The sequence below is a fragment of the Williamsia sp. Y712 genome (assembly GCF_059445525.1).
The window spans coordinates 1,378,199-1,402,777 of record NZ_JCAIUN010000001.1 but is presented as its reverse complement, the minus strand read 5'-3'; the positions used below and the strand labels follow the sequence as shown (position 1 = coordinate 1,402,777).

Sequence of the window (24,579 nt, the reverse complement as noted above, 5' to 3'; positions counted from 1 at the left end):
AGCGTGGCAGAAGACGTCGGCCGAAACATTCCCGCTAGCCGGAACATCGACCACGGATCACAGTGGGATCGGATCGCAGCCCTGGTGTTGCGTCCCACCGCGCCGCCGCTGGGCTGGGGCATTGCCACCGCGGTCATCTTCATCGCAGTTGAGGTGGCCGTTGTACACCTCCTCAAACAGCTCGCGCCGGAGAATGCGTTCGGCGCGGTGTTCCTGTTCGGTGTCCTCGTGGTGTCCGCGCGGTGGGGATTCGGGCTCGCCGTGGTCACGTCGGTCGCCAGCACTGTCGCGTACGCGTGGTTCCACGCCAGTGAGAGCACCGAGAGCATGGGTCCGGCGGTCGTGGTGTTCCTGATCTTGGCGTTGCTCACCAATTTACTTGTCGGACAGTCTCGTCTGCGTGCACTCGAGTCCGATCAGCGCCGAAGGGAAGCCGATCTGTCCGCAGCGCTGGCTCGGACGGTGTTGCGGGCAGCGGATCTCCCGCAGGCATTGACCGCCGCCGGCGCGCGGCTGACCGACGTACTCGAGCTTCCGCCACCCGGAGCTGTCATCACCACCGACGAAGAACCGAGTACCTCGACGCAGCGGCACATTGCGCTGCGCGACGACGAGCGCCCGATCGGGTCACTGCTCGTGCCCGCCGATCTCGCTGCCGCCGATCTGCTGCGGATACGGCGGATGGTTCCTGGCCTGGAGGCCCTGTTGGCCGCGGCCCAGGATCGTGAGGTCCTCTACGAGCGGACGGTCGCACTGGGCCGACAGCAGGCGGCGCTTCGCCGGGTCGCCACCCTCGTTGCCTCGCGGACGAAACCGGAGGACGTGTACGCGGCAGTCGCCGACGAACTCGCCGACGAACTCGGCGCCGAATACGTGTCCATCGTCGGTTTCACCGGGGATGGATACTGCCTGGTCCTCGCCGCACGCGACAGTGGTGCCGTTGATCCAGGCGCCGACCTGACCGTCGGCGAACGACTCGAACTCGGCGGGAACAACATCTCCACAAGGGTCCTCGCGTCTGGCGACATCGAGGTGACCGACTACGCAGAGGCCACCGGCCCCATCGCCGCACGGCTTCATGCGCGCGGCATCAGTTCGGGCATCGGTGTACCGATCACCGTGGAGGGCAGGACCTGGGGTGCGATCGTCATCGGGATTCGCGAGCGTGCTCCGATCGCGGACATCCGTATGCGCCTCAACGATTTCGCAGAACTGGTGGCCACAGCGGTCTACAACGACGAGTCACGCTCCGCGCTCACCCGCTCCCGGGCGCGCGTCATCGCGGCGGCCGATCAGGCGCGACGCGCGATCGAGCGGGATCTGCACGACGGCGCCCAGCAAAGGATCGTGTCACTCGGACTCCAATTGCGCAGCACCCAGGCCGCGATCCCGCACGACCGGCCCGATCTCCGAAGTCGTCTGGACGACATAGTCGACACCCTGTCCCTGGTCCACACAGATCTGCAAGAGCTCTCTCGCGGCATTCATCCGGCGATCCTGTCGCGAGGTGGCCTCGGTCCGGCGCTGAAGACACTTGCCCGCCGTTCGGCAGTACCGGTGTCACTGACCGTCCGAATCGACGGACGCCTGCCCGACACCGTCGAAGTCGCCGCGTACTACGTCGTCGCGGAGGCGCTGACCAACACCGCGAAGTACGCGCAGGCATCCAGGGTCGAGGTCATCGCGATGGTCGACGACGAGACCCTGGACCTGATGGTGACCGACGACGGATCCGGAAATGCGCAGCCCGACAACGGTTCTGGACTTGTCGGCCTACGCGACCGCATCGAGGCCGTGAACGGTGTCTTCACGGTGTCAAGCCCAGCGGGTATCGGCACCACGCTGACCGCCCGAATCCCGGTACCGGGCAGGGTTCAGCCCGCGACTACCGGCTAGCAGGTACATGTCCACACCGGCCAGCACCCTGCGGAGTTGGGCGCCAGCAGCGACGACATCACCACCACGATCGACCAACATTGGTTTCACGAAAGAAGAAAGAAAGAAGTAAACGGAACACCAACCAAGGAGGACACCATGCCGTACATCACCACCACCGACGGAACCGAGATCTACTACACCGAACAAGGCACCGGACAGCCGGTTCTGCTCAGCCATGGCTGGCCGCTGTCGTCCGACGCCTGGCAGGTCGAGATCAAGCTGTTCGCCGACGCCGGATATCGCGCGATCGCACACGATCGCCGGGGTCACGGCCGCTCGTCGAAAACCGGAACCGGCAACGACTTGGACACCTACGCAAAGGATCTGGCGGAGTTGGTCGAGGCGCTGGACCTCACCGACCTGATCCTCGTCGGGCACTCGACGGGTGGCGGCGAGGTCGTCCGGTACGCCGCACAGCACGGAAAAGGCCGGGTCGCCAAGGTCATCACCGCAGGCGCGATCCCTCCGCTCATGGTGCAAACCCCAGACAACCCCGAGGGCACACCAATCGAGGTCTTCGACGGCATCCGCGAGGGACTCCTGAACGACCGATCGCAGTTCTACCAGGATCTGAGCGCGACCTTCTTCGGCGCCAACCGCGAGGGTTCGAAAGTGTCGCAGGGTGCCAAGGACGACTTCTGGCGCCAGAGCATGCTGGCGAATCTCACCGCTGCGTATGACTGTGTCAAGGCGTTCTCCGAGACCGATCAGACGGAAGACCTCAAAGCCATCGACGTACCGATGCTGATCGCCCATGGCGCCGACGATCAAATCGTGCCGATCGTCGCTGCGGCCGAGAAGTCGATCAAGCTGGTCCGCAACGGCACGCTGAAGGTGTACCCGGGTGCCCCGCACGGCATCTACGGCGACTACCAAAAAGTCCTGGACGCCGACATCCTTGACTTCATCAAAAAATAGCCCCCACCCGATCCCGATACTGTGCCCTTTTGGCGAACGAAACCCCAGGTGGGTCTCGTCAAGAGGGCACTATCGGCGGTTGGCGGCGGGCTTACCAGGTGATCTTCTTGTGGCAGTTCTCCTGCATGCCGGCCGGGTCGACCTGGATGGTGGCGTGATCGAGTCCGTGGGCTTCGAGCACCTCACGGGCCGCGAGCAGCACCGCCGCATTGTCGGACGTGGCGGTCAGGTGCACCGTCGCCACATCCATGCCGGTGGTCAGGGTCCACACATGCAGGTCGTGAACGTCGGTGACCCCGTCGATGCCGACGAGTTCGCACCGGATCTTGTCCACGTCCACGTGTTGCGGGGCCTGCTGCGCCAAGATCCTCAGGGCGTCGAGGGCCAGCCGGATGGCACGCGGCGCCACCCACAAGGCGATCAATACGGCGACGACGAGGTCGGCATAAGGCCAATTCGTGGTCATGGTGACGACGCCGGCGATCAGGACACCCACCGATCCGACGGCGTCTGCGAGTACCTCCATGTACGCCCCGCGCACCGCGATGCTCCCCTTGGAGTCGGTGCGCAGCAGCAGCATCACAACGATGTTGGCGGCCAAACCGATCAGGGCGACGATCACCAGCGTGAGCCCCGGGACGTCGGGGTCGGTGCCAATGCGCTCGATGGCCTCGTACAGGACGTAGACCGCGACACCCATCAACAGGATCGCGTTGGCGATGGCGGTGAACACCTCGGCGCGATGCCAGCCGAACGTCTTCACATCGTCGGTCGCGCCGTGCCGGGCGAGCAGCAACGCGCCGAGCCCCATCAACATCGCCACCACGTCGGTCAGCATGTGGCCCGCGTCTGCGATCAGCGCCAGCGAGTTCACCATGACGCCGACGGTGATCTCCAGGACGAAGAAGACCGAGATGATGATGGCGCCGACCATCATGGGCCACAGTCTGCGGTGCTCCCCCGTCGCGGCGGGTGAATGACTGTGTCCGGCATGGCTGTGCGAGTGACCCACCAGCGCCCTCTCGGTTAGACAGATACGGCCTGATTCAGCCGGATCCCAATATATGCACGTTTATGCATGTGTTGCAAGGGTGCGGCTCACCGCAACGTCGCAATCGCCGAAACCCGCGAGAGCCCGCAAACCATCAACAGGTCGACCACTGTCGACCTGACCTGCGCCAGGATCACGGTCTCCGTGAGACCGCTGTCGGCAACCAGGCTCTTGCCCGCCCGCCGCGCGATACTACGCAGCACCCGTGCGCCCTCCGCTTCGTCGGGCTGGTGACCCGGATCGGCCAGCATCACGTCGTTGATGACGTAAAAAGCGTGCCCGAGTTGCGAAACCAATTCGATGACCTCGGGCTGGATGCGTTCGGAGTTCTCGACGGCCGCAGCAGCACGGCGCGCCAACACCCGGACATTGCGGACCGCGTTGTCGAGCGGATCGGCCACCGCGGCCACCCGCTCGAACCGTGAATGATTTGCCCAGTGCAGCGGCGAGATCCGGCTGATCTCCTTGCCGCCGGAAAGGTCTGACCGCATCGCATCGATACCCGACTGTGTGCTGCGAGCAAGATGAAGCGCCGCCCGGGCCCGATCCTGATCCATCCGGCGCAGACTTCCCGCAACGTCGAGCAGGACATCGGCCATCGTGGACAGGACATCGGCGGCATCACGCCGGGCGCGCAGCACCGGATGCGTCGGTATGAGCGCGATGACCACGAGCGCGACGACACCCCCGGTGAACGCATCGATCATGCGGTTGAAGCCTTCGATCCCGCCGGGCGGCAGCAGCGTCGCGACGAGCACCGCCGAGCTGGCCGCCTGCATGGGAACCAGCGGCCCCTTGTCGAGAAGGATCGCCGACGTCATCGCGATCACCACCACCACCATGATCTGCCAGGTGCCGGATCCGATCACCGCGATGATGAGGTCACCGACGGCCACGCCCACGGTGACGCCGAATGTCACCTCGAGCGCACGGCGCCATCGCCTGCCCACCGAGAGACCGAGGGATATCACCGCGGCAATCGGCGCGAAAAAGGGTTGCTTGTGCCCGAAGACCTCGGTTGCGATCAACCACGCCAGGCCCGCGCCCACCGCACATTGCAGGACCGGCACGATGGCCACCTGCAGGCGATGTAGCGGCTCACGAAGGCGGGCGGGGATCCGCTCACGATCGATCGGGATGCGGTCGATCAAGCGGCGACCCCGCCGACCGGCAGAGTCAGGCGAGCCCGAGCTCGCCGGCGGCAGCGGGGTCACTTTCGTTGAGCAGGTCGAGGCAACGGAGGTATTCGTCTTCCTCACCGATCGTCTGCGCGGCCCGGGCCAGAACCCCGACACAACGCAGGAATCCCTGGTTGGGCTCGTGGCGCCACGGCACCGGACCGAAACCCTTCCAGCCATGGCGGCGGAGTTGATCGAGTCCGCGGTGGTAGCCAGTCCGCGCGTAGGCGTACGCGGTGATGGTCGCGCCCTCGTTCATGGCCGCTTCCGCCAGGTAGGCCCAGGCGATCGAAGCGGTGGGATGGGCTGCTGCGACGGCGGCTGGATCGGCACCGTTCAACAGGTCCGATTCTGCCTCGTCATCACCGGTCAACAGGGTGGGCTGGGGGCCGAGAAGATCTCCGAACGACGTCATCGCTACATTGTCGCAGCTCTGCCCGACAACCGGTCGACCCGTCCACCTGCCCGTCGGTTCGATAGGGTGAGCCGAACGCCGCGCGGGGGGTATCTCGATATCGAGTTGTCCACCCGCTTCTGCGCGCTGAAATCAGTTGTCGGTCTAGGGACAGGGCTGGGTGGATGTCACATCCTGACGATGAGGGTAATTCGTTTGTGAACCGGACGTTTTCGACGTTCCGTAAGCGTCGCGAGGAGAAGTACGGGCAGGCAGCTCAGACGCCTGCCGCGCCGCAGAACCGTCTCGACCGCAGACCGGAGCGCGCCGACCAGGCGACACCTGACCAGACTGCATCAGATCAGACCCCCGTTGCGCGGGCCACCGGGTCGACCGACGGTCCTTCGAACGACACAGCGGCCGACAACACCGGCACCGGCCACATCGCGGCCGACGCCGCCGGGATGACACGGCCGATCGCCACACCCGCCGCAACGCAGACCGAGGCACCCCAGACTGAGGCGTCCCAGACTGAGGCCCCCGAAGCCGTGGCCCCCGAAACGACCGACGCCGAGCCGGAAGCACCCGAGGCGATAACCGAGGTCGACGTATCCGAGACCGAGATATCCGAGGTCGAGGCACCCGAAGACGCAGAAGCGGCAGACGACGGCGAACCGCACGATGAGGCCACTGCGTCCGTGGCCGGTGCATCCGGGGCCGAGGTGCCCGAACCTGAGACCGAAGCACCCGAGGTCGAGGCACCCGAAGCCGAGGCAGCCGGAGTTGAGGCACCCGAGGTCGATGCACCCCAGGCGGCGACAACTGAGGTCGAGGCAACTGAGGTCGAGGCATCCGAGCCCGCAGCATCCGAAGTCGAGGCATTCGAGCCCGCAGCATCCGAAGTCGAGGCATTCGAGCCCGAGAGTGCGGAGCCGGTGGTCGAGACGCCGGACAACACCTTTGTTGCCGAACCGGCCACCGAGGTGCGCGAATCGACCCCGCCCGTCGACTTCAGCAACGCGGAGACCACCCGTTTCGCTGCGGTGCCCCCGACTCCGGCCTCCGCGGTCGCACCGGCCGGATCCCCTGCCGACGACAACGAAACCGAGCGGATCAACACCGGCTCGGAAGCAGCAACCGAACGGATCAACATCGGAAAGGTCGCGCCGCCACCTGCGGCCACACGTCCGGCCACCCCGTCATCACCCGCCGGAAACTGGAAAGCCGAACCTGCTGCGCCGCAATATATTCCAGCCGGGGGCGGCAACCCACAGAAGCGACCGCCCGAGAACAAAAACCCCAAGAAGTCCCGCAAGGGTCTGTGGGCATCACTCGTTGCACTGGTCGCGATCGTCGCAGCCGTTGTCGTGGTGATCGCCCTGGTGGCAGGCAACAGTGAAGACTCGGTGGCCCCCGCCGATGTCGCGGCCGACCGCGCGCTCGAATACGTGACCGCGTTGCGCGACGGCAACATCGTTGTACTTCGTTCCATCACCTGTGGTGAGGCCCAGGAACGCTTCACCGCGATGTCCGATCAGGAGTTCGCGGAAGATCATCGGCTCCAGCAGGCCGACAACGAGCTCGTCGGTGTCGACGGGGTCAAGGCCTCGAAGATCATCGACGACGGCAACGCTGCGGTGGTCGAAGTGATCGCCTACAAGACCGCAACGCCCAACGAAAAGTTGGATGTGGCATTGACGCTGAGCAAGATCGACGGTGAATGGAAGGTCTGCAAGGACTGATCGCTCGATGAACGCCTGCATTTCTTCCGTTCCATGCCGCTAGGCTTCGTCAGGTGCCCTCATCGCAAGATCGGTCATCCCTGAATACGCCCGCCGAAGACCGTGTGGTGAACGCACCAGCCACTGACGTCGGATCGGTCCCGCAGTCAGGCCTGTCGGACTGGTCCGCAGTGGATAATTCTCGCGCCACCACCGCCCCGGTGCCCACTGCGCGACATCACGCGCCGCCACACACGCCGCGTTGGGCGCCGGCGCCGACTGCCCAGTTCAACCAGGCATCGGCTGCGTCATCTCGCCCAGGCACCTATACGCCACCTGCCGCCTACTCGGCGACGCCTTATCCCGCCCAGCCCGGTCATACCCAACCCGGTCACACCCGGACCAGTCCCCCGCCTGTCTATTCGCAGGCTCACCCGGGTCGGCCATATTCGCCCGAGTCCTATCGCGGTCACCGTCCGCCCCAGCCGTATCCGGCAGGTCAACGGGGTCCGGTGCAGCAGGGCCCGCAATCGGCCTATCGGCAGACAGAGGTCGATTCCAGCGGGATTCGCATGACAACGACGCAACGGCCGCACCGCCGGGTTGATACCTCGGTCTTGTGTGCGGCCGCTGCGTTGATCTTGCTGGCGCTGGCAGTCCTCGTCGGACTGATGCTCTGAGCGTCGGACTGATGCTCTACAGCTGCTATCAGCCCAGGATCGACTTGCCCGTCGACTTGAGGTCGTTGCAGGCCTCGACGACGCGCTCGCTCATCGACGCTTCTGCCTTCTTCAGGTAGTTGCGCGGGTCGTAGAACTTCTTGTTGCCGACCTCGCCATCGACCTTCAGTACGCCGGCGTAGTTCTCGAACATGTGGCCGGCGATCGGCCGGGTGAACGCGTACTGGGTGTCGGTGTCGACGTTCATCTTGATGACGCCGTAGCTCAGTGACTCTTCGATCTCGCTCTTGAGCGAGCCCGATCCGCCGTGGAAGACGAAGTCGAAGGGCTTGGAGCCCTCGGGCAGACCCAGCTTCTTGACGGCCACTTCCTGGCCGGTCTTGAGGACCTCGGGACGCAGCTTGACGTTGCCCGGCTTGTAGACGCCGTGCACGTTGCCGAACGTTGCGGCCAGCAGGTAACGGCTACCCGTGTCGCCGGCACCGAGTGCCTCGATGGTGGCCTCGAAGTCTTCGGCGGTGGTGAACAGTTTGTCGTTGATCTCGTTCTCGACACCGTCTTCTTCGCCACCGACGACGCCGATCTCGATCTCGAGCACGATCTTCGCGGCTGCGGCCTTGGCCAGCAACTCCTTGGCGATCTCGAGGTTCTCGTCGAGCGGCACCGCACTGCCGTCCCACATGTGCGACTGGAACAGCGGGTTCTTGCCGGCGTCGACGCGGGCCTGCGAGATCTCGATCAGCGGGCGGACGTAGGTGTCGAGCTTGTCCTTGGGGCAGTGGTCGGTGTGCAGTGCGACCAGCACGTTGTACTTCTCGGCAACAACGTGGGCGAACTCGGCCAGCGCCACCGCACCGGTGACCATGTCCTTGATGCCCAGGCCCGACCCGAACTCGGCACCACCGGTCGAGAACTGGATGATTCCGTCGCTACCGGCGTCGGCGAATCCCTTGATCGCGGCGTTGATGCTGTTCGACGAGGTGCAGTTGATGGCCGGGAATGCAAACCCACCTTCTTTGGCCGCATCGAGCATCTGTGCATATTGTTCGGGGGTTGCAATGGGCATATGTCCTCCAGCAGCAGGTTTCGTGGTTGTCTCTGAACAAGTATGGCAAGTCCACATCTGCGGCGCGCCTCCCGGACCGCCAGATTGAGGCGCAATGGTCATCACCCGGTACCCTTGGCTTCTGTGATCGAGACTCTTCTTGCCCAGACCACCACTGAAGTGGCCTTGTTGCCTGGGTTCCTGGACCCGATCAACCTCCTCAACTCGTTCGGAACATGGATGTTGGGCGGCCTGCTGCTCGTCGTGTTCATCGAGTCGGGGCTGCTGTTCCCGCTGCTGCCCGGTGACTCCCTACTCTTCACCGCCGGCCTGATCGTGGCCGCGAAATCCGATGAGATCGAGCCGTTCGCCCCGCTCTGGGTCCTGTTGGTGACCATCCCGATCGCGGCGTTCCTCGGCGACCAGGTCGGATACTTCCTCGGCAACCGCTTCGGCTATTCGCTCTTCAAGCCCGATGCCCGGATCCTGAAGAAGAAGTACATCGACGAGGCCCACGAGTTCTTCGAGAAGCATGGCCCCATCACGATCTTCCTGGCCCGCTTCGTCCCCATCGTGCGCACCTTCGCACCACTGGTCGCCGGTGCCGCGAAGATGCGCTACCGGACGTTCCTCGTCTACAACGTCATCGGCGCGATCGTCTGGGGTGCGGGTGTGACCCTGCTCGGCTTCTGGCTCGGGCAGATCGGTTTCATCCAGGACAACATCGACTACATCTTCCTGATCATCGTGTTCGTCTCGGTGCTGCCGATCCTCAGCGAGCTGTACAAGCGCTGGCGCAGGCGCGACTCCGACGAAGCGATGGTCGACCCGGTTCAAAAGGCACCCACCGAGGCCTCAGATACGGCCGGCTAGCTCCGACACCGGCCGGCCAGGCCCCGACCCTTACCGGCTTTCAGCCCGATACCGCCCATGTTCGTCCCCTTCCCGAGGTGGACGAGCATGGGCGGTGTCCGTTTGAACCCGGTGGTGTCAAACGCCTGCAAACGTGTTGGCCTTCGACGACTGTGGGAATCAGTTTTCATCCAGGGCCGCATAGACACGATCAGAGAGTTCCTGATTGTTCAGGTCGAGTATCTGATTCCAGAAGAACACCGCCTCCGGCCCATACGAATGCCCGTGACCGTAGGGCACCTCGGCGGCGAACACCATGTCGAGGGTGACCTGCCAGAACGAGACGAACGGGATCCACGTCATACCCTTGTCGATGTCGTCGCCGCGTGGTTCATCGAGCCAGTCCGGTTTGCTACGAAGAAGTTTCGATGACCACCAGACGATCGGGTCGCTCGCATGCTGCCAGTAGACGACCCGCGGGCTCTCCCACTCGCCCATCCCCGGCTCGTAGAGATCCTCAGGCGAGGACGCAAACCGGACGTTCTCGCCCCCGTAGATCACCGGCAGGATCTCCCGGCTGCCGGGATCACGCGAATCGGTGATCCGTCGCCATTGCTCGGTGAAGTTGGGGGTTCCAACGAACAATGCACCATCGGTCCTGGAGATCATGTCCTGTGCGCCGGAGAAGGCATCCTGCGAACCGTAGGAACCCAACGATTCTCCGAATACCAGGAGCTTGGGACGATCGTCTTCCGGAAAAGAACTCCACCGCTCGTAGACCGCTTCGAACAACGCCCGTCCGGCCAAACGAGGCGTTTCCCTGTCCGCGAGAAATGCCAGCGGACTCGGGAGGAACGAATACTGCATGGCCGCAATCGCAGAGTCTCCACCGGCGAGGTATTCCAGAGATGCCGCGACATTCTGGTTGACCCAGCCTCGGCCGGTGGTGGTGACCACGGCGAGATACTGACGACTGAAGGCGTCGGTGCGGTCGAGTTCGGCAACGACGCTGTCGGCCAGCGCGTTCACCGTCGCCTCACCCTCTTCGAATCCGTCGTCGTCCACCGACGCCCGACCGGCGTACACCCGGATCGGCTCCTGCGCCGGTTGCCCGGTCAACTCTGCGATCTGTTGCTGACGCGGGCCGCCCGCCACAAATGTGCGGCCCTCGCGGCCCAGTGAGTCCCAATTCTCCACCGATCCCGGGGACCCCGAACGCTCCGGCTCCGTCGGTTGGACCACGCCCTCGGCAGTTCCTTCATCGGCGACCATGGCAGATCCGTTGGCGACCCGGGCCACCCCGGTCGTCACCAAGCCGTCCACTGCAAGCAAGAACACCACCGCGACCACCAGGACGCTGGCGCCGATCGCAACCGGGGTCGGGAGGAATCGGTCGATCAATCGATAGAAGAGCCTCGACAGTGCTCGAAGCCCACGTCCCAGGTACAGGCAGACGAAAAACACCACAACACCTACGGCGAACACCCCGAGGTAGTCCCAGCTACTCCCGGGTTCGATCCCGACCAGTTCACGTGTGATGTCCTGCCACCACGAGCCAAGGACAAGAAAGAGCGGCAACACGATCACTGCCGCGAGCGCGATCGCATACCAGCCGAACCGCCGCCATGTCCTCGGCCACTCACGGGTCAACCCGCATTTACGGCATACCCAAACAAACAGAACACCGATGCCGTAACCGATCGCGGTGCTGATGCCGGTCGCGACCGCCTGCAGAACCCACGTACGGGGTAGCAGCGAGGGCGACATCGACCAGGCGTAGAAGAAGAGGCCGAACACCAATCCGACCGGCTCGAACTTGCTGAGCCACTGACGGATTCGGTGGAACCTGGGCTTCTGCGGTTCATCGGCGGCCGGTATGTCGGCCGGTTCTGTACCGACCGGACCATCGCCTGGCAGTTCGTTGTCGGGGCTCTGATCGTCGGGCGACTGCTCGGTGGACAACTGGTCGGGGATCTGGCTCATCTCGGCCCTTCTCAAGAGACACCCCTGTTTGGATGAACTCCCTTGCCGAACCGCGGTTGTGCCAAACGAACACAACCCGGATCGACGTGGGACCGACCATCAGGGCGGCGACGATTCGAAGTATTTCAAACCAGACTCAAAGGATCAGTGGGGATCAGGTGCGTGCGAGCCAATCAATGTGTCCCAACACTCCCAGATGACGGGCCGAAGACGCAATGGGCGCAAGCGGACGGCGGCATCGCCACGTTGATTCTGTGCCAACAACACGTTCTCTCGGCACAGACCCGACCGTCGTCGCCGAGAGCGTGATCGCACCAAAAAGAATGTTCACTTGCCGGCCCGAATGCGTATCTATATTGCAATTCACGCCGTCCAGCGATCCGGATACCACAGAAACGAAACCAAATCTCGATAAAGCAAAAACGTGCCAGATCGGGCGATATCGTGCCGCCGCAGGCGGGCTGCTTTACCTTTTTCTACAGACGTTGTCCCAGCAATCACCTCCGATCGAGATCCGTCAAGAAACGGCCTTCGACCACGCGATTCGCAAGGCTGGGCCAACGACTGACACCTGGATCCGAAGGGATGATTTCGTGCCAAGTTCAATCAATTCGAAACAAACTCAGCTCTTGGACATTTCGGACAAAGCTGAGCTAGATTGACATCCATGTCCAGCCAAGGGCCTGCCAGCGAGCGGCTTATCATAAGAAATGTACGGGCCTTCGACGGTCACTCGGACCGTCTCGTAGAAAATGCCGATGTATTAATAGACGGGCCGCATATTTCCGCGGTATCGACGTCTCCCATTGCAGATGACCCGAGCAGGCCCACCAAGGTCATCGACGGTGGCGGACGGTTCCTCATGCCCGGCTTGACTGACGCTCACGTCCACTTGATGGGCAATGCGAACGGCTACCTCGACTTTGTGACCGGCCCGACCGGTCTACTGTTCGCCAACACTCTTTCCGAAGCCAAACGAATGTTGCTGCGCGGCTTCACGACAGTCCGCGACATGGGCGGCGATCTGGCACCGGTCAAGACCGTCATCGATCGCGGAGACTTCGCAGGCCCCCGCATCTACCCGAGCCAGGCGATGATCTCGCAGACCTCCGGTCATGCCGACTTCGCCTTTGTCTACGAGACACCGCCGGTCTTCGGCGGTACCGAAAGTCGCACGGATTCAATTGGATTCACCCGCACCGCAGACGGTGTCGACCGCGTGCTCGCCGCTGTTCGCGAGCAGCTTCGCAAGGGTGCCTCGCAGATCAAATTGACCATCGGTGGCGGCGCCGCATCGATGTACGACCCCCTCTACACCCTGCAGTTCACACCGGAAGAGATCCGCGCTGCCGTCAGGGCAGCCGAAGACTACGGCACGTACGTCGCAACCCACGTCTACACCGTGCCCGGGATCAAGCGGGCCATCGACGCCGGTGTCCGCTCCATCGAACACGGACATCTTGCCGACGAGGCCACCGTGGCTCTCATCGGCGAGAAGGGCTTGTGGCTCTCGATGCAGCCGTTCGCCGAGGCCGACCATCACTATCCCGATCCCGACCGCGCCGAGAAGAATCGGCAGATCTGTCACGGTACTGACGACGTGTACGCCTGGGCCAAGAAGTACGGCGTCAAGGTGGCATTTGGCACCGATCTGCTTCTCGAGCCGCAGTCAGCACCTCTGCAGAGCGTGATGGCCACCCGTCTCGGCGACCACTACTCGAATCTCGAATCACTGCGGATGCTCACCTCCGGCAACGCCGATCTGTTCGAGATGTCCGGCGAGCGCAACCCTTACGGATCCGCGAAGCTCGGGGTCATCGAAAAGGGTTCGTGGGCCGACCTCCTGCTGGTCGAGGGCAACCCGCTCGAAGACCTCTCGGTTCTGTCCGATCCGGAGAAGAACTTCAGCCTCATCATCAAGAGCGGCGAAATCTTCAAGAACACGCTCTGAACATCACGGCCCTGGCAACACAACTGCATTGACGATGGACTCCGCGCCTGCGAATTCGCCGGTGCGGAGTCGCCGGTTCCCATGAAAGGCATTGCGATGGCACAGCTCTATCCAGAGGGCGGTTCCTGGTGACACTGATCGTGGCCGAGAGCATCGGCGTACGCGCTTCGTGGGGCCACATCTACGGTCCCGTCAGCTTTTGTGTCGCCGAAGGCGGTGTCACGATCCTGTCCGGGCCGGGCGGGCGGGGACGGACTGCCCTGTTGCTCACCCTCGCCGGGCGGATGAAGCCCACCTCCGGACACCTGACCGCCTTTGGTCTCACCGACGCCGCCGGCCACCTGTTCGATCAGGCCGCGATCGCCAACATCGACGAGGTCGATGGTATCGAACAGACCATTCGGGTCAGTGACGTTGTGACAGAGCAGATCCGGTGGACCGCGCCGTGGTATCGGTGGGTCCGGCAATCACGAACCGAGGACCTCGAGCGGATCTGCGCCCCGGTGTTCGGCCCGTACCCACTCCCCCCGATGGAAGCCTATGTCGAAGAGCTTCCCGAACTGACCGCTGCACTGTTCAGGATTGCCGTTGCGAACATCGGCAGGCCTCCGTTGCTGGTGGTCGGCGGAGTCGACAAGCTCGCCCGGGTCGAGAACACCGACAAGCTCCTCGACCGTCTGATCGTTCTGGGCACCGGCCAGACCATCATCACCGCCGACATCAACGCCGTGACGCCCGAACGCGGTGTCCGCGAAGTGATTGCGGTCCACAACCTCACCGACGACGAGTTCGTAGGCCTCGACACCGCAGATCGGACCTGACATGTTTGCCGCCTTCTCACCGGGAAGCGATTTCAAACGCTATTACCGCGGCCGGATGCCGCGGCTCGCGCTGGCAGTCATCGTCCTGATGCCCCTGCTCTATGGCGCCATGTATCTGTGGGCGTTCTGGAATCCCTTTGCCGCAGCGGACAAGATCCCGGTCGCACTGGTCAACGCCGACCGGGGCGCAACCGTGCAGGGCGAGCCCCTCAAGGCAGGCGATCAGGTGGTCCAAGGTCTGATCGACTCCAAACAGCTGGATCTGCACGAGGTCTCGGCAGAAGAGGCCGCGGACGGCGTCGCGCACGGAAAGTACTATTTCTCGATCACGCTGCCCGAGGACTTCAGCGAATCTATCGCCTCACCGACCGGCGCCGATCCCACGTCGGCCGAACTGATCTTCACCTACAACGATGCCAACAACTACCTGGCCACGGTCATCGGCCAGGACGCCGCACAGCAGGTGGTCAACCAGGTCAGCGCACAAGTGGGCGCACAGACGTTCAGCATCGTCCTCAACGAGGCCGGTCCGCTCGAGGACAAGGTCAGGCAGGCCGCCGACGGCGCGGACGAACTCAGTTCCGGATTGGTCACCGCCAACACCGGGGCCCAGGAACTGGCCACGAACCTGGTGACCGCCAAAGACGGTGGCGCGCAGCTGGCCACGGCGATCGACGAAGTGACCGGTGCGCTGACCAGCGCGACGGACCCGCTGATCGCAGCACTGGCAAACACCGGTACCGGCCTCAGTGCCGGCGAGGTCAGCGCCACCGCCGATCGCCTGAGCACCAATTCGGCGGCGATCGCCGACCAGCTGGCAGGCACGACGAACAACCAGTCGCAGGCCGGCCGGGTGCTGGACTCCGTTGTGTCGCAGATGCAGTCGAGCCCAGATCCGGTGATGCAGCGTCTGGCCGCGACGCTGGTCCAGGCACAGGGACTCCTGGTCGCCGAAGGTGCAGGGACAGGGACTGACAGCACATTGACGCAGGTCCGCAACGACGCGCAGATCCTGTCGGCCGAACTCGGCAACCCGTCGAGCCCGGTCCGGCTCGGGATGACGCTCATCGAGAACGGCGGCGCCCAGAGTGACCTCCTCGCCGTTCGTGCTGCCGCGGGCGAACTCAGTTCCGGTGCAAATCAATTGAGTAGCGGTCTGGTCCAACTCAGCGATGGCGCCAATCAACTCGCAGCGGGCACCGCCGCGTTGTCGGCGGGTGCAGCGGAGCTGGCGTCGGGTCTCGATGAAGGCGTGAAGGCACTGCCGTCGTGGACCGATCAGCAGAAGAAGGACATCGCCGCAACGCTGTCGAACCCGGTGGCGCTCAGAGAGCAGTACACCAACGAGGCGCCCACCTTCGGAACCGGCTTCTCACCGTTTTTCATGTCGCTGGCCCTGTTCGTCGGCGGCATCATCACCTGGATGCTGCTGACACCGTTGCAGTCCCGTCCGATCGCCCAGGGCTTGTCGTCACTCCGCGTCGTCCTGGCCTCGTACGCCCCCGCGTTCGCCGTCGGCTTCGCCCAGGCTGCCGTGCTGTACACGGTGGTCACCTTTGGTGTCGGACTCGACGCCAAGTACCCGGTCGCCACCTTCGGGTTCCTCTTGCTGGTCGTCGCGACATTCCTGGCGATCATCCAGATGTTCAACGCCGTATTGGGAACCGCGGTGGGACGTGTTGCCACCCTGGCCTTCCTGATGCTGCAGCTGGTCTCGGCCGGCGGCATCTATCCGGTACCCACCACCGCCAAACCCTTCCAGTACATCCACCATTTCGACCCGATGACCTACACCGTCAACGGATTGCGACAGCTGACGGTCGGCGGCGTCGACTACCGCTTGTGGGTGGCCATAGCCGTACTCGCGGGTATCACCGTGACCTGCCTGGCCCTGTCGTCGCTGGCTGCAAGACGGAACCGGCAATACACCATGGATCGCCTCTACCCACCGGTCGAGGTCTAGAGCGCGGTCAGCGCTGAACAACTCACGAAACACATTGCGAGCCCGAGCCCGGATCAGATCAGGAGAATCAATGGCACCCCAACAGCACACCAATGCACGCCAAACCACCAATATCGGTGACTCGTTGACACTCAACACGGTTTTCGTGCGACCCGGTGAGGCCACAGAGCTTCCGAAGTTCAAAATCCCCGAGGGGCAAAGCCTTCCGGAGACCGCGTACCAGATCGTGCATGACGAGGCCATGCTCGACGGTAACGCCAGGCTGAATCTGGCCACGTTCGTCAGTACGTGGATGGACGACGAGGCCAAGAAGCTGTACGCAGAAACTGTCGACAAGAACATGATCGACAAAGACGAGTACCCGCAGACGGCGGCCATCGAAGAACGCTGCTGGAAGATTCTGGGCGATCTCTGGCATGCGCCCGACGTCGACAGCTCCATCGGCACGTCCACCATCGGTTCCTCCGAGGCCTGCATGCTCGGCGGTCTCGCACTCAAGCGGCACTGGCAGCACCGCCGCAAGGCCGCGGGTGAGTCCACCGAATCCCCGAACATCGTTCTGTCGACCGCTGTTCAGGTCTGTTGGGAGAAGTTCTGTAACTACTTCGAGGTCGAGCCCCGCTGGGTTCCCGTGAGCCCCGACCACATGGTGCTCGACGGTTACGAACTGGACAAGTACGTCGACGAGAACACCATCGGCGTGGTCGCGATCATGGGCCAGACCTACACCGGCTTGTACGAGCCGGTGGCTCAGATCGCCAAGGCGCTCGACGCGATCCAGGCCGATACCGGCCTGGATGTGAAGATCCACGTCGACGGCGCATCAGGTGCGATGATCGCCCCGTTCTGCCAGCCTGACCTGGAGTGGGATTTCCGTGTCGACCGCGTTGTCTCGATCAACACCTCCGGCCACAAGTTCGGCCTGGTGTACCCGGGTGTGGGCTGGATCGTGTGGCGGGACGCCGCGGCGCTGCCGGAGAGCATGATCTTCCACTGCTCCTACCTCGGCGGCAACATGCCGACGCTGGCGCTGAACTTTTCGCGCCCCGGCGCTCAGGTCCTGCTCCAGTACTACATGTTCCTGCGTTTGGGCCGCGAAGGCTTCCGCCAGGTGCAGCAGGGATCCCTCGATGTGGCACAACATCTTTCCGCGATGATCGAAAAGATCGGTCCGTTCGAACTCGTCAGCAAGGGTGACACGATCCCGGTCTTCGCCTGGCGCCTGAAGGACGGTCACTCCAAGAACTGGAATCTCTACGATCTCTCGGACCGACTCCGCATGAAGGGGTGGCTGGTTCCGGCATATCCGATGGCCGACGACATGGCGGACATGACCGTGCAACGCATTGTTGTCCGTGCCGGACTGAGCTACGACCTGGCCAACGCCCTCCTCCGTGACCTCGAGGGTGAGGTGGCCTTCCTCGACAGCCTCACCGCACCGATGCCGCGAGTGGGCGAAGGCTCACACTTCAGTCACTGATTTACCGCATGTCGGCCGGGAATTGTTGGATGACAACGGTTCCCGGCCGACTTCGCTGACCACCGAATTACCCGGAACCCCCACGCGGAAAGGACGCCCTGGCGTCATGAGTACTGGTGTTGTGACACCCACCTGGCATCGGGTCGTGTTCACCCCGACACTGCAAAAGCAGTGCTGGGGCTTCATGATCGGCTCGTTCCTGTTCGCGTTGGGGTCTGCCCCCGGTTTCGGTTCCTGGGCCGGGGCATCTGCATCCAACATCTGCTACTTCGTTGGCGCCTGGTTCTTCACCGCCGCCGCACTGGTGCAGTTGCTGCGCAGTGGTGCAGTCACCACGCCGGTCTCCTATGGTTCGGGAACAATGGTCCGGGCCGAATGGCTCGCCGCCTCCACCCAATTCGTCGGCACCCTGATGTTCAACGTGAGCACCACCGCCGCACTGGACGCGCACTCGATACCGTCCCAGCGGGATCTGGTCTGGAGTCCCGACGCCGGCGGTTCCGTCTTCTTCCTCGTCAGTGGCTTTCTGCTCGTCGTGGCCTTCACCCACACCGACACGTTCTGGAAGCCGAGCAGCAGCGACTGGTGGTCCACACAGGTGAACCTGCTGGGATGCATCGCCTTCGGGGTCTCCGCGGTCGGCGCATACATCACCACGTCCGGGGTCACCGTGGACACCACAATCGCGAACTGGGGCACCTTCATCGGTGCGCTGTGCTTCCTGATCGCGTCGGCGCTGGTGCTTCCGCGCCGGACCCGACTTCCGGCAACTGCGTTCGGGACAGATCAATCCAGGAGTATGCGATGACGCAGACCTCTGCGGGCGAACCCGTTGTCCACCGCGGCTTACCGACCCAGATGATCACCGATTGGGAGCGACGGATCGGAATCGACCCCGGAGTCGCGGCCAGACCGAATGAGATCCGGCTCAAAGGTCGCGAAGGTATCCCGTACTACGGACAGCACGTTCGGTTGAACATCGACGACCCCGACGACTTCGATTCGGTGATGTATGTCCGACAACTGTCCACGATGGGTACCTTCTGCTCGCTGCACACCCCTTTCCGGGTCGAACGCACCGAAGCCCTCATCCGCGAGCAACCGTCGGAGGATCTTGTCGTCGGGGTTCACACGCTGCGCGGCAACGCTTCCGTCAAGCAGGGCACCCGCGATTACGCTTACCGGCCAGGTCAATTGGTGATCATCAGCAATGCCGCACCGTACGTCGAACGCACGGATTCCATCGCTGACCCCGCAGGACTGGTGATACCACTCGACCTGCTCGGAGTGCAGCGCCAGACCGCCGAGTTCGCCCGCAGGCCGGTCGCATCTCATACGTTGCTCTCCCGGGCGACCGCAGCCTTCATCCGCCAGTTCGCCTACGACACCGCCGCCGGTGTGGCAACCGAACCCGACGCCGAGACCGAGCACGCAGCGATCGAACTGGTCCGTGCCGCACTGGCACAACTCAATTACGACAGCTATCAGCTCAACGACAACACACTCTTTGTCCGCCAGGCCGCGATCGATCTGGTTGAACGCAACCACTGTGACGCCGATTTCACGCCTGACTCGATAGCCAGGGCATTGCACATCAGTCGTCGTCAGCTCTATCGTCATTTCGAGGACTCCGACGACTCGCTGGCCGCCATCATCGCCGAGCGCAGAGCTCAAACCGCTCGAGAGATGCTGTTGAGCAACCGTTTGTTGTCGATCGGCGAGGTCGCGGCGGCCTCCGGATTCCCGTCGGTGGCAACCATGCGTAACCAATTCCGCTCGCGTTTCGGTCTCAGTCCGAACGAGCTACGCATGAAGGAGTTGTGACATGGACAATGTGACAGCAGGACATCCCTACGCCGTGGCAGGTGTGCCCAATCTGCGTGATCTCGGGGGCTGGGTCACCGGTGACGGTGGCCGGGTCCGCAGCTCAACCGTCTACCGCTCCACCGAGTTGTACCGGCTCGGCGAGAGCGGCCGGGAAACTTTCGATCGACTCGGGATCAAGACCGTCTACGACCTGCGGACCGCGGCAGAGCGAAGCGCCGCACCCGACCCCGGGCTGGACGGCGTCAACGACCTGCCACTGGACGTCCTCGCCGATTCGGCGACGGCCCTGCCCGCGAACCTCGGCAAGGTCTTTACCGATCCCGACTCTGTCGCCCAGCTCAGCTCGGCGCTCGGCGGTGGTCGAGGGACCGACATGATGACCGGGACATATCGTCAGATCATCACGCTACCAAGTGCTTTGGCAGCCTATAAGACCCTTTTCACCGGCCTGGCGGGGGCGCAGCCAGGACCTTCACTGTTCCATTGCACGACGGGCAAGGACCGGACCGGTTGGGCTGCAGCGGCGTTGCTCTCGCTACTCGGCGTCGATGAGGCCGACGTCTACCGCGACTACCTGCTCACCAATGACCAGCTGCTGCCTGCGCTCCATCCGATATTTGCCGGGTTCGAGGCCGCAGGCGGCGACCCGTCTGTACTGCAGCCGGTCCTCGGAGTCGAAAAGGTCTATCTAGATACCGCATTCGAGCAGATGCGCGGCGAGTTCGGCGATATCGAGGGCTACTTCACAAAGGGGTTGGGTCTCGACGGATCGAACCTGAATTCACTCCGGGCCAACCTCATCGAATCACCCTGAAAACTGTCAAATAACACGGCGCCGAGGGCTATTTACCCTCGGCACCACGGTATTCGCCATTTTTCAGGGTCAGCTCCCGGTGGCGGGTTCACCAGGCCTGATCCAGATCGGCGTGCCTGCTGATCCACGCATGCATGGCAATGCCGGCCGCGACACCGGCATTGATGGATCGGGTCGATCCGAACTGCGCAATCGACACGGTCAGGTCGGCCTGCTCCTGCGCGTCGGGGCTCACACCGGGACCTTCCTGGCCGAACAGCAGCACGCATTCGCGCGGAAGATCCGCGGTCTCCACCGGGACCGAGCCCGGGGTGTTGTCCACCGCGACCACAGAGAGCTGGTTCTCCCGAGCCCAGACCATCAGGTCGTGGACCGATTCATGGTGAAACACATGCTGATAGCGGTCGGTCACCATCGCGCCCCGCCGGTTCCACCGGCGGCGCCCGACGATGTGGACGGCTTGCGCCATGAAGGCGTTGGCGGTGCGGACCACGGTGCCGATGTTGCCGTCGTGGCCGAAGTTCTCGATGGCCACGTGAAACGGATGGCGCCGCGTGTCGAGGTCGGCGACGATCGCTTCCCGCGTCCAGTAGCGGTACGCGTCAACCACATTGCGGCGATCACCGGCGGCGAGCAGTTCCGGATCGTAGCGCGGATCGGTGGGTGGCTCGGTGCCGTATTCGTCGGTCCAGGGACCTACGCCGACGGCCGGTTCACCCCACTCTGTCGGGCCGGCTTCCTGTTCCACTCAGGCCAGGCCGATGTCGCTCAGACCGAGCAGCGACCGGTATTCGACGCCTTCGGCCGCGATGACCGCGTCGGCGCCGGTGTTGCGGTCGACAACGGTGGCCACACCCACCACGATCGCTCCGGCATCACGCAGCGCGCGCACGGCGGCCAGCGGCGAGTTACCGGTGGTGGTGGTGTCCTCGACAACCAGCACCCGCTGCCCGACGATGTCGGGGCCTTCGATCTGCCGTTGCATGCCATGGGCTTTGGCCGCCTTGCGGACCACAAATGAATTGATCGGACGACCGGGGGCATGCATGATCGCGGTGGCCACCGGATCCGCGCCCAGGGTCAGACCGCCGGCCGCAACGTAGTCCCAGTCGGAGGTCAGCTCACGCAGGAGCGCGCCGATGAGCGCGGAGGCCTCATGGTGCAACGTTGCGCGACGCAGATCGACGTAGTAATCGGCTTCGGCACCCGACGACAACGTCACCTTGCCGTGGACCACTGCCAACTCTTTGACCAGTTCGGCCAACCGGAGGAGTCCACCGGCGGGAACGATCTCAGGGGCTACAGGGTCAGTCAACGGGTCCTCCAGGTCTGCGGGGGGTGGTACCGGGCGAACCCGGCTGGCGAGGGATCGGGCCCGATTGGCGGATCGGCGGGAGCGGACTGCGACCGGCGGGATCGCTGCTGCGCGGGGGCACCGACGGTCGGCGGATCGGCTCGGCGTCGCGGGCCGGGGATCGGTCGTCGGGTCCGGACGGACGGCCCGATGCCCGCGGCGGGAGGTCTTCGCGACGAATGCTCTCGGTGCGCGGTTCTGCGAGACCGCGGCGCGATCGCCCGGTCGGACTGGACGGATCACGCGGGTCAGGTGCACCCTGCGGATCAACGATCGGAGGCAGGACCCGCAGCAGGTCGGTGAACCGGCGCACTGTCTCCAGGGCGGTGTCGAGACGCTCGGGATCGTTGGTGATCGGCATCGAACCCAACGACCAGGCGCCTTCGTTCCACAGGATCTCGATGTAGTCGGGCGCGTTGGTTGCCAGTGTCACCATGCGACGGTCGCAGACCCGCCGAGCCACCTCGAGATTGCTCGAGAACATCACCCGCTTGCCCATCGCACCGAGCAGTTCGACGTCTGGTTCGCCCGGCGCCAGGGTCTTCTCGTGCCGCAGATCGATGATCACGCTGGAGGCGGTCGTACGCCGGATCGCAACGATGGTGGCCGTCTCGGCGAGATCGAAGACCAGAGTCTTTTCGCCGTAGTAGGTCCCCTCGGCGACATCCTCGACCTCGAGGTGATCGGCGACGTTCATCCCGGCCCGGACGAACTCGTGTTTGAGGTCGGGATCGGTTGCGCGGTATGTGAACCCGTGTTGGTCGCCCCAGATCGCACGTTCCTGACGTACGCCGGTGACGCGCTTACGATCAAGCCACAGCAGTGCAACGGCACCGGCCAGCGCCACTGCGGCGATCAGGAAGTAGACGACAGTCATCACGGCTCAGCTTACCGTGGCACCCGCGATTGACCTGCGAACGGATCACCAATTGTTGTGGGCGTCCAGCGGTCGGCAGTGCGCCGCATTGTCGTCAGTTGTCGGGTACCGACGCCGACACCCGTCCGTCGACGATGAGGTCGACGGTGGTGGTGTCGTCACTCTTGACCACCCTGACCACCACCAGGTCGCCCTTCGCGAGGTCGGTCACCTCGCTGCCCTTCGCGGATTCGACGTGGGTGTCCGGGCTCAGGGTCAGTTGGTGCTTGCGTCCGTCCGGGGTGTGGACCGACAGGAACTCGTCGCTGATGCTGTCGATCGTGCAGAGCATGATCTTCGACCGCTCGGTCTTGAGTTCCTCGGGCAGCACGTCGGACTCGGCGCTGTCATCGGTCGAGTTCAATCCGGCCTGGCTCGGCGGAATGTAGGTGAACTCCGCCGAGGATTGCCCGGAGTCGTCGCGTTGCGCTCCCAGATGGACGCAATAGGCCAGCGCCACGCCGGCAACAGCCAGCCCGGCAACACACAACAACGTCACGACAATCGTCGAGCGCGGTCGGATTTCAGGCACGTGACCGAACATAGAAGCCCAGCCTGAGATCCATCTGTGAATAGGCACAACGTGGGCGAAACATGTCAGCCGGCCTGCGCGTACCCGGCCGCTTCCGGTCGACCCGGCAAGGCCCCGGCTCCTCAGCCGGCCCGTACATACCCGGCCGTCTTGTCTACCTCGTTGGTCGGTGACTGCCCCGCCGCATACCTGCGCAGATTGTCGAGGAACAGGTCGGCCAGCTCGTCGCGCCAGCCCACGACGTCCCCGCTCATGTGGGCCGAGACGTTCACGTTCTCCATCTCCCAGAGTGGGTTCGCCTCCGGTAGGGGTTCCACCTCGAACACGTCGAGCGACGCCGCCGCGAGACTCCCGGACCGCAGCGCATCGATGAGCGCACGTTCGTCGACGAGCTGACCCCGTCCGACGTTGATGAGGTGCGCGGTCGGCTTCATCGCCGCCAGCACTTCTGCGTCGATCAGCCCCGTGGTCTTCTCCGTCAACGGGGCGATGGTGATGACGTTGTCGAACCGTCCGATGTACCCGGCGAGGTCATCGGTGGCCAGGACCGTCCCGAAGTCCGGATCGTCGACGCGTCGGGTACGACCGGCTCCGGTCACCTGCAGCCCGGCGGCCCGCAGCAACCGGGCCACCGCCCGGCCGATCCCGCCGGTCCCGATCACCAGGGCACTGCGACCTGCGGTCCGGACGGTGTCGCGACGTTCCCACCGCTTCTCGTGCTGCAGCCGCTTTGACCGGTGGAACTGCTTGTCCTGGGCGATGATCGACCCCAGTACGAACTCGGCGATCGGCCCGTCGAAGACGCCATGGGCATTGGTGACCGTGACCTGCGACGACCGCAATTCGTCGAACAGCATCGCGTCGACGCCGGCGGCGCACACGTGCACCCATCGCAAGGCCTTCGCATGCGCCCAGTTCTCCCGAAGCGCCGCGGAGAAGAAATCCCAGAGCAGCAGGACATCGGCGCCCTGTCCATCCGCCAGTGCGGCCCCGAGGCTCGTGGTGGTGCACATACGCACTTCGGCGACCTCGCGGATCTGCGCCAGATTCGCGGGTTCTTCCAGTCCCTCGCGGCTCAAGAGCGCAACCACCGGCCGGTCTGTCGTGTTCTGGCGGGTTGTGTTCTGACCAAGTCCCATGTGGCCACGTTAAGGCAGTGAC

22 protein-coding genes are annotated in these 24,579 nt (G+C 63.9%); 12 read left to right on the top strand and 10 right to left on the bottom strand.

Going from position 1 to position 24,579, the window contains the following annotated elements; translation table 11 throughout:
- Positions 1-3: 3 nt before the first annotated feature.
- Positions 4-1,896: a sensor histidine kinase gene (locus AC1D75_RS06575; protein ID WP_495514483.1), complete on the top strand. Its 1,893-nt coding sequence runs from the start codon at positions 4-6 to the stop codon at positions 1,894-1,896.
- Between the two features lie 138 nt (positions 1,897-2,034).
- A complete protein-coding gene (locus AC1D75_RS06570) occupies positions 2,035-2,856 on the top strand; it encodes an alpha/beta fold hydrolase (protein WP_495514482.1) in 822 nt (273 codons plus the stop codon).
- 91 nt (positions 2,857-2,947) lie between these two features.
- Here the strand turns inward: AC1D75_RS06570 and AC1D75_RS06565 are convergent, their stop codons facing one another.
- From AC1D75_RS06565 to AC1D75_RS06555, 3 genes are all read right to left on the bottom strand, one after another.
- Positions 2,948-3,868, bottom strand: coding sequence for a cation diffusion facilitator family transporter (locus AC1D75_RS06565; RefSeq protein WP_495514481.1), 921 nt, complete (start codon positions 3,866-3,868; stop codon positions 2,948-2,950).
- Between the two features lie 86 nt (positions 3,869-3,954).
- On the bottom strand, positions 3,955-5,058 hold the full coding sequence (locus AC1D75_RS06560) for an FUSC family protein (protein WP_495514480.1): 1,104 nt from the start codon (positions 5,056-5,058) through the stop codon (positions 3,955-3,957).
- Between the two features lie 25 nt (positions 5,059-5,083).
- Positions 5,084-5,500 (bottom strand): DUF3151 domain-containing protein, encoded by a 417-nt coding sequence (locus tag AC1D75_RS06555; RefSeq protein ID WP_482135924.1) that lies wholly within the window; start codon positions 5,498-5,500, stop codon positions 5,084-5,086.
- Positions 5,501-5,664: 164 nt separating this feature from the next.
- Here AC1D75_RS06555 and AC1D75_RS06550 point away from each other — a divergent pair, with 164 nt between their 5' ends.
- Complete coding sequence (locus AC1D75_RS06550; protein WP_495514479.1) at positions 5,665-7,221, top strand: Rv0361 family membrane protein; 1,557 nt, start codon at positions 5,665-5,667, stop codon at positions 7,219-7,221.
- Positions 7,222-7,908: 687 nt separating this feature from the next.
- On the opposite strand, the gene fbaA is transcribed toward AC1D75_RS06550, so the two are convergent.
- On the bottom strand, positions 7,909-8,946 hold the full coding sequence (gene fbaA / locus AC1D75_RS06545) for a class II fructose-bisphosphate aldolase (protein ID WP_495514478.1): 1,038 nt from the start codon (positions 8,944-8,946) through the stop codon (positions 7,909-7,911).
- 123 nt (positions 8,947-9,069) lie between these two features.
- Here fbaA and AC1D75_RS06540 point away from each other — a divergent pair, with 123 nt between their 5' ends.
- A complete protein-coding gene (locus AC1D75_RS06540) occupies positions 9,070-9,798 on the top strand; it encodes a VTT domain-containing protein (protein WP_495514477.1) in 729 nt (242 codons plus the stop codon).
- 159 nt (positions 9,799-9,957) lie between these two features.
- Here the strand turns inward: AC1D75_RS06540 and AC1D75_RS06535 are convergent, their stop codons facing one another.
- The gene (locus AC1D75_RS06535) at positions 9,958-11,760 is read right to left on the bottom strand and encodes an alpha/beta hydrolase (protein WP_495514476.1); all 1,803 of its coding nucleotides are present in this window, start codon (positions 11,758-11,760) and stop codon (positions 9,958-9,960) included.
- A 254-nt stretch (positions 11,761-12,014) separates the two neighbouring features.
- On the opposite strand from AC1D75_RS06535, the gene AC1D75_RS06530 reads away from it, so the two are divergent.
- From AC1D75_RS06530 to AC1D75_RS06495, 8 genes are all read left to right on the top strand, one after another.
- A complete protein-coding gene (locus AC1D75_RS06530; RefSeq protein ID WP_495514475.1) occupies positions 12,015-12,422 on the top strand; it encodes a hypothetical protein in 408 nt (135 codons plus the stop codon).
- A 5-nt stretch (positions 12,423-12,427) separates the two neighbouring features.
- On the top strand, positions 12,428-13,711 hold the full coding sequence (locus AC1D75_RS06525; RefSeq protein ID WP_495514474.1) for a metal-dependent hydrolase family protein: 1,284 nt from the start codon (positions 12,428-12,430) through the stop codon (positions 13,709-13,711).
- A gap of 128 nt (positions 13,712-13,839) precedes the next feature.
- A complete protein-coding gene (locus AC1D75_RS06520) occupies positions 13,840-14,532 on the top strand; it encodes an ATP-binding cassette domain-containing protein (RefSeq protein ID WP_495514473.1) in 693 nt (230 codons plus the stop codon).
- A gap of 1 nt (position 14,533) precedes the next feature.
- The gene (locus tag AC1D75_RS06515) at positions 14,534-16,495 is read left to right on the top strand and encodes a YhgE/Pip family protein (protein ID WP_495514472.1); all 1,962 of its coding nucleotides are present in this window, start codon (positions 14,534-14,536) and stop codon (positions 16,493-16,495) included.
- Between the two features lie 70 nt (positions 16,496-16,565).
- A complete protein-coding gene (gene gad, locus AC1D75_RS06510) occupies positions 16,566-17,975 on the top strand; it encodes a glutamate decarboxylase (RefSeq protein ID WP_495514471.1) in 1,410 nt (469 codons plus the stop codon).
- A gap of 106 nt (positions 17,976-18,081) precedes the next feature.
- Positions 18,082-18,783, top strand: coding sequence for a hypothetical protein (locus tag AC1D75_RS06505; protein WP_495514470.1), 702 nt, complete (start codon positions 18,082-18,084; stop codon positions 18,781-18,783).
- Positions 18,780-19,799: an AraC family transcriptional regulator gene (locus AC1D75_RS06500; RefSeq protein WP_495514469.1), complete on the top strand. Its 1,020-nt coding sequence runs from the start codon at positions 18,780-18,782 to the stop codon at positions 19,797-19,799. Before AC1D75_RS06505 ends, AC1D75_RS06500 begins: the two co-directional genes overlap by 4 nt.
- Position 19,800: 1 nt before the next feature.
- Complete coding sequence (locus tag AC1D75_RS06495; protein ID WP_495514468.1) at positions 19,801-20,616, top strand: tyrosine-protein phosphatase; 816 nt, start codon at positions 19,801-19,803, stop codon at positions 20,614-20,616.
- Positions 20,617-20,704: 88 nt separating this feature from the next.
- On the opposite strand, the gene AC1D75_RS06490 is transcribed toward AC1D75_RS06495, so the two are convergent.
- The 5 genes from AC1D75_RS06490 to AC1D75_RS06470 all read right to left on the bottom strand — a co-directional run bounded on the left by AC1D75_RS06490 (position 20,705) and on the right by AC1D75_RS06470 (position 24,557).
- Complete coding sequence (locus tag AC1D75_RS06490) at positions 20,705-21,364, bottom strand: TrmH family RNA methyltransferase (protein WP_495514467.1); 660 nt, start codon at positions 21,362-21,364, stop codon at positions 20,705-20,707.
- On the bottom strand, positions 21,365-21,931 hold the full coding sequence (gene pyrE, locus AC1D75_RS06485) for an orotate phosphoribosyltransferase (RefSeq protein WP_495514466.1): 567 nt from the start codon (positions 21,929-21,931) through the stop codon (positions 21,365-21,367).
- A complete protein-coding gene (locus tag AC1D75_RS06480) occupies positions 21,924-22,847 on the bottom strand; it encodes a TtfA family protein (RefSeq protein ID WP_495514465.1) in 924 nt (307 codons plus the stop codon). Before AC1D75_RS06480 ends, pyrE begins: the two co-directional genes overlap by 8 nt.
- 94 nt (positions 22,848-22,941) lie before the next feature.
- Complete coding sequence (locus tag AC1D75_RS06475) at positions 22,942-23,418, bottom strand: hypothetical protein (RefSeq protein ID WP_495514464.1); 477 nt, start codon at positions 23,416-23,418, stop codon at positions 22,942-22,944.
- A gap of 122 nt (positions 23,419-23,540) precedes the next feature.
- Complete coding sequence (locus AC1D75_RS06470) at positions 23,541-24,557, bottom strand: D-2-hydroxyacid dehydrogenase (protein ID WP_495514463.1); 1,017 nt, start codon at positions 24,555-24,557, stop codon at positions 23,541-23,543.
- Between the last annotated feature and the right edge of the window lie 22 nt (positions 24,558-24,579).